The sequence below is a fragment of the Streptomyces sp. NPDC002926 genome, from assembly GCF_053591755.1.
In genome coordinates this window covers 538443-550912 of record NZ_JBSFUK010000003.1, presented here as the reverse complement: position 1 = coordinate 550912, position 12470 = coordinate 538443, and the positions used below count along the sequence as shown (strand labels likewise).

The window sequence follows — 12470 nt, the reverse complement described above, 5'->3', positions numbered from 1 at the left end:
CACCCGCGGGCAGTATGGCCCCATGCCCACCATGCCCGCGCCCTTCACCACGGACGACTACCGAGCCCGGATGGCCCGCGCCGCGGACGCCGCCGCCGAGGCGGGGCTCGCGGGAGTGCTCGTCGCGCCCGGCCCCGACCTCGTCCATCTGACCGGCTACCGGCCCGTGAGCACTGAGCGGCTCACCATGCTCGTCCTCGCCGCCGGCCGGGAACCGGTCCTCGTCGTTCCGACCCTGGAGGCGCCGGACGCCGAGGAGGCCGCCGGAGCGGCCGCGTTCACCGTGCGCGACTGGACCGACGGCAAGGACCCCTACGCCGTCACCGCCCCGCTGCTGGACGCCGACGGCCGCTTCGGAGTCAGCGACAACACCTGGGCGATGCATCTCCTCGGCCTGCAGCGGCAGTTGCCCGGGACCTCCTACACATCGCTGACCGAGGCCCTGCCCATGCTGCGGGCCGTGAAGGACGCGCACGAACTGGCCCTGATCGAGGCGGCGGGAGCCGCCGCCGACGAGACGTACCACGAAATCCTCAAGGTGCGCTTCGCCGGGCGCGGGGAGGCCGAGGTCGCGGCCGATCTCGCCGCGCTGCTCAAGCAGTTCGGGCATTCGCAGGTCGACTTCACCGTCGTCGGCTCAGGACCGAACGGCGCCAATCCGCACCACGAGGCGGGCGACCGCACCATCCTCCACGGCGACATGGTCGTCCTCGACTTCGGTGGCCTCAAGCACGGCTACGGCTCCGACACCAGCCGTACCGTCCATGTCGGCGAGCCGACACCCGCCGAGCAGCACGTTCACGACGTCGTGCGGGAGGCCCAGCAGGCCGGCTTCGAGGCGGTACGGCCGGGGGTCGCCTGCCAGGAGATCGACCGGGCCGCCCGCGAGATCATCGAAGAGGCCGGGTATGGAGACCTGTTCATCCACCGCACCGGCCACGGGATCGGCGTCACCACGCACGAGCCGCCGTACATGATCGAGGGTGAGGAGCAGTCGCTGATCCCCGGCATGTGCTTCTCCGTCGAGCCGGGGATCTATCTCCCCGGCCGTTTCGGCGTCCGTATCGAGGACATCGTCACGGTCACCGAGGACGGCGGCCGCCGCTTCAACAACACCCCGCGCGAGATGGCGATCGTCGAGTAGCCGCAGCTCCGCCCCGGATCCGGCGCCTGTGCTCAGCCGTCGGCCAGGACGACACAGGACTCCGGCGGCAGGTGCAATACGCCGTCCGTGCCCGGCTCCTGGACCGTTCCCCAGGCGGCCAGCACCCGGCCGCCGCCGCCCAGCGGGATCGCGGCCGGCTCCTTGGCCAGATTGACCGCGATCCGCAGATCGCCGCGCCGGTACGCCAGCCAGCGGGCCTCCTCGTCGTACGCCACCTTCACCGCCGCCAGGTCCGGATCCGTCAGGTCCGGCTGTGCGCGGCGCAGCGTGATCAGCTCGCGGTGCCAGGCCAGCAGCCGGGCGTGCGGCTCCCGCTCCCGCTCGGACCTGTCCAGGCAGGAGCGCTCCCTGGTCGACGGCGACTGCGGGTCGGGGATCTCGTCCTCCGCCCAGCCGTGCGCCGCGAACTCCCGCCGTCTGCCGCTGCGTACTGCCTCGGCCAGCTCCGGGTCGGTGTGGTCGGTGAAGAACTGCCAGGGCGTGCGGGCGCCCCACTCCTCGCCCATGAACAGCATCGGTGTGAACGGCCCGGTCAGTACCAGTACGGCCGCGCACGCCAGCAGCCCGGGGGAGAGGCCGGCCGAGAGCCGGTCGCCCAGTGCCCGGTTGCCGATCTGGTCGTGCGTCTGGGCATAGCCGAGGAAGCGGTGTGCGGCGGTTCGCGTCACGTCGACGGAGCGGCCGTGCGTACGACCCCGGAAACTCGAGTACGTACCGTCGTGGAAGAAGCCGTGGGTGAGGGTCTTGCCGATCGCCGCCAGCGGAGCGACGGCGAAGTCGGCGTAGTAGCCCTGGGCCTCACCGGTCAGCGCGGTGTGCAGGGCGTGGTGGAGGTCGTCGTTCCACTGTGCGTGCAGTCCCAGGCCGCCCGCCTCGCGCGGCGCCGTCGTGCGCGGGTCGCACAGATCCGACTCGGCGACCAGGAAGAGCGGACGGCCGAGCTCGTCCGAGAGGGCGTCGACGGCGGTGGAGAGCTCCTCGAGGAAGGTCAGCGCACGCGTGTCGGCGAGGGCGTGCACCGCATCGAGACGCAGCCCGTCGAGCCGGAAGTCGCGCAGCCAGGCCAGCGCGCTGCCGAGCAGATACGCGCGGACCTCGTCGGAGCCCGGGGCATCGAGGTTGACCGCCGAGCCCCACGGGGTGTGGTGGGTGTCGGTGAGGTACGGGCCGAAGGACGGCAGGTGGTTGCCGGAGGGGCCCAGATGATTGTGGACGACGTCCAGAACCACCCCGAGACCACGGCCGTGCGCCGTGTCGACAAAGCGCTTCAGCGCCTCGGGGCCGCCGTACGGCTCGTGCACCGCCCACGGCGACACACCCTCGTAGCCCCAGCCGTGCACGCCGGGAAAGGGACACAGCGGCATCAGCTCGATATGGGTGATCCCCAACTCGGCCAGCTCGCCTAGCCGTTCGGCCGCGGCGTCCAGGGTGCCCTCGCGCGTGTACGTGCCGATGTGCAGCTCGTAGAGGACCGCGCCGCCGAGCCCCCGCCCCGCCCAGTCGTTCCGCCAGGCGTAGGCGCCCTGGTCGACCACGGCACTCATGGCGTCCGGGCCGTCCGGCTGGCGGCGGGAGCGCGGATCGGGCAGCACGGGCCCGCCGTCCAGCGCGAAGCCGTACCTGGCGCCTTCGCCCGCCTCGGCCTCGGCACTCCACCAGCCCGCACGCCCTTCGGCGCGCTCCATCGGACGTTCCTCGCCCGCCAGCCACAGTGTGACCCGGTCCTCGGCCTGCGGCGCCCACACCTCGAACAGCACTGGAGGTCCCCTCGTCGTCGATGCGACCTCCATCCTGGCAAGATCGGGGTCTAGAAGAGGTGTCCTTGGGGCCATTAAGGTCACGAACCATGTCGACGCCGCTGCCGCCGCTGCCCGCCTTCCCGCCCGGTTTCCTCTGGGGCGCGTCCGCCTCCGCCTTCCAGACCGAGGGGGCCGCCGACGCCGACGGCAAGGGACCCTCGGGCTGGGACGCCTTCGCCGCCCAGGGCCGGATCAAGGACGGCGCCGATGCCTCGCGGGGCACCGGCTTCCACGCCCGCTATCGCGAGGACGTCGCCCTGCTCGCCGGCCTCGGCGCGGACGCCTTCCGCTTCTCGGTCAGCTGGCCGCGCGTCGTGCCCGGCGGCAGCGGACCTGTCAACGCGGCGGGGCTCGACTTCTACGACCGTCTCGTCGACGAACTGTGCGCTCACGGCATCACGCCCGCGCCCACCCTCTACCACTGGGACACCCCGCTCCCGCTCGATGAAGCGGGCGGCTGGCTCAACCGGGACACGGCGTTCCGCTTCGCCGAGTACGCCTCCGTCGTCGCCGAGCGGCTCGCCGACCGCGTACCGATGTGGATCACGATCAACGAACCGGCCGAGGTCACCCTGCTCGGCTACGCGCTCGGCGAGCACGCGCCCGGCAAGCAGCTCCTTTTCGACGCGCTGCCCGCCGCCCACCATCAGCTGCTCGCCCATGGCCTCGCGGTCCAGGCGCTGCGCGCGGCGGGCGCCGCGAACATCGGCCTCGCCGTCTCCCACTCGCCCGTACGGACCGCGGGGATCAGCGAGGAGGACCGGTTCGGCGCGGAGCTGTACGACACGATCACCAACTGGATGTTCGCCGACCCGATCCTCACCGGCAGCTATCCCGATGAGAATTTCGCCGCCCTGATGCCGGGCCCGGTCGCCGAAGACCTCGCCGTCATCGCCGCGCCGCTGGACTGGTACGGCGTGAACTACTACCACCCGATGCTCGTCGGCGCGCCCGCCGAGGACGCACTCGGGGACTTCGCCGGCGTCGGCATGCCCGCCGAACTCCCTTTCGGGCTACGGGACATCGAGTGCGAGCAGCGCACCGATTTCGGCTGGCCGGTCGTTCCCGACGGGCTGCGTGAGCTCCTTGTGCTCCTCAAGGACCGGTTCGGCGACCGGCTGCCGCCGCTGTTCATCACCGAGAACGGCTGCTCGTACGACGGTCTCGACGACCAGCGCCGTATCGACTTCCTCGACGCCCATCTCCGCTCACTGCACGAGGCGATCGACGCGGGAGTCGACGTACGCGGCTACTTCACCTGGTCGCTCACCGACAACATCGAATGGGTCCAGGGCGCGTCCCAGCACTTTGGTCTCGTCCACATCGACTACGAGACGCTGGAGCGCACACCGAAGGCCTCGTACGCCTGGTACCGGGACGCCATCGCCGCGCAGAAGCCCGTCGCCCGGAAGGCGGGTTCAGGGCACTGAACGGATCTTCCACACCAGCACACCGCCGAGGACGGTGACCACGGTCGCGGTCAGATACAGCCCGGCGTACCCGCCCGCGTACGCCACGATCGGCGCGGCAAGCGCGGGGCCGAGGACCTGCGGCGCCGAATTGGCGATGTTGATGACGCCCAGATCCTTCGCCCGGCCACCGGCCTGAGGCAGCACCTGCGTGATCAGCGCCTGGTCGACGGCGATGTACACGCCGAAACCGAGCCCGAGCAGCGCCGCAGCACCCATCGCCACCGGCCAGGTGTGCCAGAACGTCAGCAGCAGCGAAGCCATCGCCATCACCACCGAACCGACCGCGACCAGCGCCTTGCGCCGGCCCAGCCGGTCCGAGACAACCCCGCCGACCACCGCCGTCACCACCACGCCGGCCGTGTAGAGCAGCGTCAGAATCAGTACGCCCTCGTCCGGATCCGGGTAACGCACCGCGTCCTTGAGGAAATACAGCAGATACAGCGTGCCCATCGCGTTCCCGAGCATCACCAGAAAACGGGTGAGCCAGGCCCAGCCGAAATCCGGATACGCCCGCGGGCTGACCCAGAAGTCCTTCGGACGCACCGACTCCCTTGCGGGAAAAGGGACGTGAGGGTCGCGGGTCAGCAGGACGAAAGGCAGCGCGCAGAGCACCACGAGCGCCGCGAGCAGCAGATAGCCCGTCACGGTCCCGGTCACCACCGTGGTCACCAGCAGCGCCCCGACGACCAGCCCCAGCGTCTGGGGAATCCCGATGAACCCGGAGACCGCGGCCCGCTGACGCACCGGCACCTGGTCCGGCACGACGGCATTGGTCCCGGCCAGCATGGCGTTCAGACCGAGCTGAGCCAGACACCAGCCGAGCGCCACCCCGATCACCGTCGTCTGCGCCGAGGTGACCGCGAGGCCCACCGCACCCAGCACGGCCCCGCCCAGGATCCACGGGCGACGGCGCCCGAAGCGCCCGCCGGTACGGTCCGACAGCGCACCCGCGAGCGGATTGACGACGACCGCGACCAGCGCCCCCACTCCGGTCGCCCAGCCCAGCGCGACCTCCTTGCCGGACGGGTCGAGCTGGTCGATCTGCTCGGCGAGCAGCACCTGGATCGGCGTGAGGAACGCCATGTACAGACCCAGGTTGGCCAGTACGAGACCCGATATCCAGGCGCTGCCGACGAGGTTCCGCGGCTCGGAGTGCAGCTCTTGAGTCGTCATGGGCGGCTCGCCATCAGCTCGGGGGTGTCCGGAGCCTACGGACACCCCCGAGCTTGCTCAATGCTGCGAACCGGGAAGGAAGTGGATCCGTTCGTGGACGATCGGATGCCCCGCCTTCGCGAAGTTCGCCGCCATCGGGAAGTTGCCCTGATCGGTGGCCCCCGCGATGAACTCCGCGCCCCGCTCGGCGAGGAAGTGCGTGCACTCCACGAGCAGGTCGTACGCGTAGCCGCGGCCGCGCTGCTCCGGTACGACTCCGATGAAGCCGACGCACGGCCCCGACGGGTTGCGCGCCGGGACATGGATACCGACCAGCTCACCGTCAGGTGCGTAGGCCAGCTGCCACCACTCGCGCGGCGACGGGCACCAGTGGAAGAAGTCCAGCTCCTCCTGCGCCGCCTTGTCGACGCCCGCCTCGGCGATGGCGTCCAGCGCGTGCGCGTCGAGCGTCGAGGAGTGGACCCGGCGCAGTACCTCGAAGATCACCGCGTCGTCGGGCTCGGGCCTGAACTCCAGCCGCCGGGGTCGCTCCGGCAGTCCGCACTCCGGTGTCCAGCGGTACTGGTACCGCTCCACCAGCACCTTCATGCCGGCCGCCGTCGCGGCACGGATCCTGGCCTCACCGGCCGCCAGGGCCGCCGGATCCTCGCGCCAGCCGGCCGGCAGGATCAGTTCGTACTCGACTTGGAACGGCGAGGTCCGCAGCAGCTCGGTCCCTGCCTCCTCCTCGCCATCGGCGAAGTCGAACCAGTTGATGTTGACGGGAGTTTCGTCGTCGGGGCCGCCCCACCAGGCGGCTCGCGCGACGACCACGCCGTCGCGCAGCGCGACCCGCTTCCAGTCGGGGCGGTGCGTGGCACGGGCCAGCGCGCGGCCCACACCGAGAAGGTCGGGGAGAGAGTCGAAGAGATGCGCGTCGCTCGGGGTGAGCGCGCGAATGACCAGTTCGGTCATGAGGAAGTCCTCCGGGAAGAGATGTGCGGTAAGCGCTCCCGGTCAGACTGCGAACGCCGGGCGGACGGTGCGGGAGCGCGAGAGTCGTGTGGTGCGCATTGCTCTCGCCTCCTTCCGTCGGTCACGGGCGTCGCGATCACGCTAGACGGTTCCTGCGGTGCGGTCCACCGCATTCCCTGGGACCGGGCGCGGGAACAGCCCGAGTTCGGCAGGACCGCGCAGGTCAGCAGCGACTCCTGGCGGACCGGAAGCCGGTTCTTCTGGACACCTGTGGCCATTCGGCCCGACAATCTGGATTGTGACGTCCTCCTTCGAGTTCCACACGTATCCCGCTCGGCTCTCGGATGCCGAGCGCGACCGTGTCCTCGGTGTGCTCAGAGAGGGCGCGGCGCAGGGCAAGCTGTCGCACGACACCTTCCTGCACCGTATGGAGCTGGCCCTCGCCGCCCGCCGCTCCGACGAACTGCGGGCGCTCACCGCCGACCTCGACACCGAGGGCCGTTGGTCACGGCGGCTGTACGGCGCGGTGGGCCGGATATCGGCGTTCTCGGTACGGCTGCGCAGGGCCTGGCAGGCCGAGAAACTGCCGCCACTGCTGCTGCCCGAACCTGGCCCGTACCCCCTGCGGATAGGCCGCGACCCGGCGAACGGGCTGCGGCTCAGCCATGACACGGTCTCGCGACTGCACGCCGAACTGAGCCGCCAGGGCAGTCTGTGGGTCCTGCGCGACCTCGGTTCGACCAACGGCACCACCGTCAACGGACGGCGGGTGACCGGCTCCGTCGTCGTGCACGACGGGGACATGGTGGGCTTCGGACGGATGAGTTTCCGCCTCGCCGCACGCTGACCCCGCCCGGCGGGCGAGCGTCGGGGCCACAGCCGCGGGTCTCAGCCGAGCGTCAGGACTACCGCCGCCGGTCTCAGTCCCGCGTCGTGGTCCCTTCTGCCGCCGCTTCTCCCTCCGCTCTCCGGCGGAGCAGCGCCACCGGACGTTCCGCGAACAGCTCGGCCAGCGGCACAGGGCGGCCGCCCGCGAACTCCCGTTCCGGCGCTAGCAGATCGGCCCATCGGCCCGCAGGCAGCGTCAGCTCCGTGCCCGCCCAGCCGCCGGCCCGGTCCAGTCGCAGCGAGAGCCGGGTGACCGCCGTGACCACCTCGCCCGTCCGGCAGAAGGCCAGGCAGTGCTCGGCGGCGGGGCCATCCGCCTGCAGCGGTGTGTACGTACCCGATTCGCCGAAGACCTCGGGGCGTTCCCGGCGCAGCCGCAGAGCCGCCGTTGTGACCGTCGTCTTCTCGTTCGGCGGCCCCTCGTGGAACGGCTGCCGGTTGTCCGGGTCCACCAGGGCGAGGAACTCCCGTTCCGTGCCCTGGTAGAGGTCCGGCACGCCTGGCATCGTCAGCTGCACCAGCGCCGATCCCAGCACGTTGGCCCGTACATACGGATCCAGCTCACGGGCGAACAGCGCCACCGAGTACAGCGGCGGGCCCGCCGGGCCCGCGCCGGCGAACGCGGTGACCGCCTCCTCGTACGCCGGATCCGGCTCCGTCCAGCTGGTCAGCAGCGCCGCCTCCCGCGCGCTCTTCAGCAGCGCCGTCGACAGTCTGTCCGCGGACGGGATGCCGAGCCCGAAAGCCGTCTGCCAGACCACCCACGCCAGATGCGGATCGGGCGCGCGTCCGCCCTCGAACCGCGCCGCCTCCTCCGTGACGCGTCCGAGGAAGTCCGCCCACTCCTCGGGGCATTCGGACAGCACGGCGATCCTGGCCCGTACATCCGCGCTGCGCTTCGTGTCGTGCGTGGTCAGTACGGTGCCGGTGGCCGGCCAGTCACGGGCGAGTCGTTCGCAGTACGCATGGAACAGTGCCGGGCCGACCGCCGGGCTTCCCGGGTCGCCCCCCACCTCGTTCGCCGAGATCAGTGGCACATAGCGGTAGAAGGCGGTGTCCTCGACGGACTTGGCGCGCAGCGCGGACGAGGTCTGGGCGAACCGGGTACGGAACGCGTCCTGGTCCGGGCCTTCGCCGAGCCGCCCGAGCGCCAGGTCCCGCACCACCTCGACGGCCTCGGCCTCCTCGGCGACCGCGAACGCGGCTTTCGCGCCGAGCGCCGCCGCCGGGGGCAGCGCCTCCTCGCCGCCGATGCGGTACGGACGGTAGACGGGGACCCGCACCAGCAGCTCCCGGACCGCCGCGCGCAGCGCCCAGGGCGCGTGGTCGCGCAGCGCCGGATCCGCGGCGCAGACGCGCTCGGCCAGGCGGGTGAGCGCCGCCGTCTCGGCGGCCAGTTCATGCGTGACCACCTTGTACGCGGCGCGGCGCACCGTCGCCTCCCAGTAGCCCCCGCGGTCGCCCGCCGGACCCGCGAACTCCCGGTACCGCCCGACCAGTTCGGCTTCGCCCGCCGGATCGGTGAACAGGCCGTCGATACGGCGCAGCGCGTCGTAGCCCGTCGTGCCGGCGACCGGCCAGCCGGCCGGCAGCCTTTCCTCCCCGGTGAGGATCTTCTCCACGACCGTCCAGCAGGCCCCGCCCGTCGCCTCGTTGAGCTGCCGCAGATACGTCTCGGGATCGGCGAGACCGTCCGGGTGGTCCACCCGCAGGCCCTCCACGACCCCGTCCCGTACCAGCTCAAGGATCTTCCCGTGGGTCGCGGCGAAGACCTCCGGGTCCTCCACCCGCACGCCGATCAGCTCCGAAATGGTGAAGAACCGGCGGTAGTTGAGCTCGGTGCGGGCCAGCCGCCACCAGCCGAGCCGGTACCACTGCGCGTCGAGCAGCTCGGGCAGCGGCAGCTTCCCGGTGGACTCACGGAGCGGGAAGCGCTGCTCCCCGTAGTGCAGTACGTCGCCTTCGACGCGCAGTCCGCCCAGCTCGTCGCCGATCCGGCCCGCCAGCACCGGCAGCAGTACCTTCCCGCCGCCCGCCTCCCAGTCGATGTCGAACCAGCGGGCGTACGGCGACAGCGGCCCCTCGCGCAGCACCTCCCACAGCGCCCCGTTGTGCCGCGGCACGGCGGCCATATGGTTCGGGACGATGTCCAGGACGAGTCCGAGACCGTGTTCGCGCGCCGTACGGGCCAGCCGCCGCAGACCCTCCTCGCCGCCCAGCTCGTCCCGTACCCGGGCGGGGTCGACGACGTCATAGCCGTGGGTCGACCCCGGTACGGCCTCCAGCACCGGCGACAGATGCAGATGCGAGACACCGAGCCCGGCGATGTACGGGACCGCTGCCGCGGCTGCCGAGAACGGGAAGTCCGGCTGGAGCTGCAGCCGGTATGTGGCGGTGGGCGTCATACGAACGTACGTACCCACCTTGAGGGCTTATGTGTCACCGGCCCACGCACGGGTACCGGCCGTTCGGACTACCGGCCGGGCGGACCCCGCTGTTCGGGGGCCGCTGACCGGCACGGCCGGCGGGGTGTCGTCCCGGCGGACGCGCTCGCCGGGCGCGTGGGTCCATGGACCGTACGGGCGACGGAACCCCGCGCACGCCGGGCCCGTGCGCCCGGCCCCCGTCCGCCCGGTGACGCTTACGCGGGCCGCCGCAGCACCGTCAGGCTCCGCCCCAGGAGCCGCACCCGCTCACCGGCGGCCACCTTCGGCCCCCCGCCCGGCGGGACCCCCTCCTTGCGTGCCGTGTCCACGACCACCTGCCACTGCCGGCCGTGGTTCACCGGCACCGCGAATTCCAGTTCGTCCGCGCTCGCGTTGAACATCAGCAGGAAGGAGTCGTCGGCGATCCGCTCGCCCCGCGGCCCCGGCTCCGAGATCGCGTGGCCGTTGAGGAACACCGACAGCGCCTTCGCGGACGCCGACTGCCAGTCCCGCTGGACCATCTCCTCGCCCTCCGGAGTGAACCAGGCGATGTCGGAGAGCTCGTCGTGCGTCCCCTCCACCGGCCGGCCGTGGAAGAAGCGCCGCCGCCGGAAGACCGGATGGTCGCGCCGCAGCCACACCATCGCCCGGGTGAACGCCAGCAGTGTGCCGTCCGCGTCCTCGCCCGGCTCCGGCCAGCGCACCCAGGAGACCTCGTTGTCCTGGCAGTACGCGTTGTTGTTGCCGCTCTGCGTGCGCGCGAACTCGTCGCCGTGGCTGAGCATCGGCACACCCTGCGAGAGCATCAGCGTGGCGATGAAGTTGCGCATCTGCCGGTCCCGCAGATCGAGCACTTCGGGGTCGGTCGTCTCGCCCTCCGCGCCGCAGTTCCAGGACCGGTTGTGGTTCTCGCCGTCGCGGTTGCCCTCACCGTTCGCCTCGTTCCGCTTGTCGTTGTACGAGACCAGGTCGTGCAGCGTGAAGCCGTCGTGACAGGTGGTGAAGTTGATGGAGGCGAGCGGCCGCCGCCCGTCGTCCTGGTACAGGTCGGACGAGCCGGTCAGCCGGGACGCGAACTCCGCCAGTGTGCGCGGCTCGCCCCGCCACAGGTCTCGCACGGTGTCCCTGTACTTGCCGTTCCACTCGGTCCACAGCGGCGGGAAGTTCCCCACCTGATAGCCGCCCTCGCCCACGTCCCACGGCTCGGCGATCAGCTTCACCTGGCTGACCACCGGGTCCTGCTGTACCAGGTCGAAGAACGACGACAGCCGGTCCACCTCGTGGAACTGCCGGGCCAGCGTGGCCGCCAGGTCGAAGCGGAAGCCGTCGACATGCATCTCGGTCACCCAGTACCGCAGCGAGTCCATGATCAGCTGCAGTACATGGGGGCTGCGCATCAGCAGTGAGTTTCCGGTGCCGGTCGTGTCCGTGTAGTAGCGCGGGTCGTCGGACAGCCGGTAGTACGAGGCGTTGTCGAGGCCCCGGAAGGAGAGGGTCGGCCCCAGATGGTTGCCCTCCGCCGTGTGGTTGTAGACCACATCGAGGATGACCTCGATACCCGCCTTGTGCAGCGCCCGTACAGCCTGCTTGAACTCCAGCACCTGCTCGCCCCGGTCGCCCCAGGACGCGTAGGAATTGTGCGGCGCGAAGAACCCGATGGTGTTGTAGCCCCAGTAGTTGTTCAGCCCCGAGTCCACCAGCCGGTGGTCGTTGACGAACTGATGTACCGGCATCAACTCGAGCGTTGTGACGCCCAGTTCGGTCAGATGCGAGATGACGGCGGGATGCGCGAGGCCCGCGTACGTACCGCGCAGCTCCTTCGGCAGCTCCGGATGCAGCATCGTGAGGCCCTTCACATGGGCCTCGTAGATCACTGTGCGGTGGTAGTCGATGCGCGGCGGCCGGTCGTCGCCCCAGTCGAAATACGGATTGACCACGACCGAGCTCATCGTGTGCGGCGCCGAGTCCAGGTCGTTGCGCGAGTCCGGCTTGCCGAAGTGGTAGCCGTACACCGTCTCGCCCCAGTCGATGCTGCCGCTGATCGCACGTGCGTACGGATCGAGGAGCAGCTTGGCGGAGTTGCAGCGCTGCCCGCGGTCCGGGGCGTACGGACCGTGGACGCGGAATCCGTACCGCTGACCCGGCATCACGCCCGGCAGATAGGCGTGCCGCACGAAGGCATCGGTCTCCCGCAGCTCGACGTCGGTCTCCGAACCGTCGTCATGCAGCAGGCACAGCTCGATTCGTCGGGCGGCTTCGGAGTACACCGCGAAGTTGGTGCCGGCGCCGTCGTACGTGGCACCGAATGGATACGCCTGTCCCGGCCAGACCTGCATAGATATAACTCTTCCACTTCTGATCCGGGTGCTGGGGGGCACTTGGCCCAGATCCTCCCCGAAAGTATCCCCGGTGAGGTGCCTCCGCAGGGGAGGACGACGCGGTCAACATCGGGTTCCTCGCGCGACCCGGTGACGCAACCGCTATGAATCCGCTCACTCCGGCAGATCTCGCCAGGCAGAAGGGCCGGATATGGAAAGGGAGTTGGGAAAGGACACTGCCGTTCCGGCTGCACCGTGTCCCACTGGCGGAGTAG

General features: G+C 70.7%; 8 protein-coding genes. 3 read left to right on the top strand and 5 right to left on the bottom strand.

Annotated elements, in window-relative coordinates; genetic code table 11:
* Window positions 1-22: 22 nt before the first annotated feature.
* Window positions 23-1144, top strand: coding sequence for a M24 family metallopeptidase (locus tag ACWDZ6_RS08945; RefSeq protein ID WP_389180537.1), 1122 nt, complete (start codon window positions 23-25; stop codon window positions 1142-1144).
* 32 nt (window positions 1145-1176) lie between these two features.
* Here the strand turns inward: ACWDZ6_RS08945 and treZ are convergent, their stop codons facing one another.
* Window positions 1177-2955 (bottom strand): malto-oligosyltrehalose trehalohydrolase, encoded by a 1779-nt coding sequence (treZ, locus tag ACWDZ6_RS08940; RefSeq protein ID WP_451502307.1) that lies wholly within the window; start codon window positions 2953-2955, stop codon window positions 1177-1179.
* Window positions 2956-3011: 56 nt separating this feature from the next.
* Between treZ and ACWDZ6_RS08935 the strand changes: the two genes are divergently transcribed.
* Window positions 3012-4394: a GH1 family beta-glucosidase gene (locus ACWDZ6_RS08935; protein ID WP_451502306.1), complete on the top strand. Its 1383-nt coding sequence runs from the start codon at window positions 3012-3014 to the stop codon at window positions 4392-4394.
* On the opposite strand, the gene ACWDZ6_RS08930 is transcribed toward ACWDZ6_RS08935, so the two are convergent.
* Both ACWDZ6_RS08930 and ACWDZ6_RS08925 read right to left on the bottom strand, forming a co-directional pair.
* Complete coding sequence (locus ACWDZ6_RS08930; protein ID WP_451502305.1) at window positions 4383-5609, bottom strand: MFS transporter; 1227 nt, start codon at window positions 5607-5609, stop codon at window positions 4383-4385. The genes ACWDZ6_RS08935 and ACWDZ6_RS08930 overlap by 12 nt on opposite strands.
* 57 nt (window positions 5610-5666) lie before the next feature.
* The gene (locus tag ACWDZ6_RS08925; RefSeq protein WP_389180526.1) at window positions 5667-6563 is read right to left on the bottom strand and encodes a GNAT family N-acetyltransferase; all 897 of its coding nucleotides are present in this window, start codon (window positions 6561-6563) and stop codon (window positions 5667-5669) included.
* Between the two features lie 298 nt (window positions 6564-6861).
* On the opposite strand from ACWDZ6_RS08925, the gene ACWDZ6_RS08920 reads away from it, so the two are divergent.
* On the top strand, window positions 6862-7410 hold the full coding sequence (locus ACWDZ6_RS08920; protein WP_366731784.1) for a DUF1707 and FHA domain-containing protein: 549 nt from the start codon (window positions 6862-6864) through the stop codon (window positions 7408-7410).
* Window positions 7411-7483: 73 nt separating this feature from the next.
* Here the strand turns inward: ACWDZ6_RS08920 and treY are convergent, their stop codons facing one another.
* Window positions 7484-9856 (bottom strand): malto-oligosyltrehalose synthase, encoded by a 2373-nt coding sequence (gene treY, locus ACWDZ6_RS08915; protein WP_451502304.1) that lies wholly within the window; start codon window positions 9854-9856, stop codon window positions 7484-7486.
* Between the two features lie 236 nt (window positions 9857-10092).
* A complete protein-coding gene (gene glgX, locus ACWDZ6_RS08910) occupies window positions 10093-12213 on the bottom strand; it encodes a glycogen debranching protein GlgX (protein ID WP_451502303.1) in 2121 nt (706 codons plus the stop codon).
* Window positions 12214-12470: the final 257 nt, after the last annotated feature.

Coding starts and splice junctions, on each gene's coding strand:
- ACWDZ6_RS08945 (WP_389180537.1), top strand. CDS start 23: ATGCCCACCATGCCCGCGCCCTTCACCACGGACGACTACCGAGCCCGG.
- treZ (WP_451502307.1), bottom strand. CDS start 2,955: ATGGAGGTCGCATCGACGACGAGGGGACCTCCAGTGCTGTTCGAGGTG.
- ACWDZ6_RS08935 (WP_451502306.1), top strand. CDS start 3,012: ATGTCGACGCCGCTGCCGCCGCTGCCCGCCTTCCCGCCCGGTTTCCTC.
- ACWDZ6_RS08930 (WP_451502305.1), bottom strand. CDS start 5,609: ATGACGACTCAAGAGCTGCACTCCGAGCCGCGGAACCTCGTCGGCAGC.
- ACWDZ6_RS08925 (WP_389180526.1), bottom strand. CDS start 6,563: ATGACCGAACTGGTCATTCGCGCGCTCACCCCGAGCGACGCGCATCTC.
- treY (WP_451502304.1), bottom strand. CDS start 9,856: ATGACGCCCACCGCCACATACCGGCTGCAGCTCCAGCCGGACTTCCCG.
- glgX (WP_451502303.1), bottom strand. CDS start 12,213: ATGCAGGTCTGGCCGGGACAGGCGTATCCATTCGGTGCCACGTACGAC.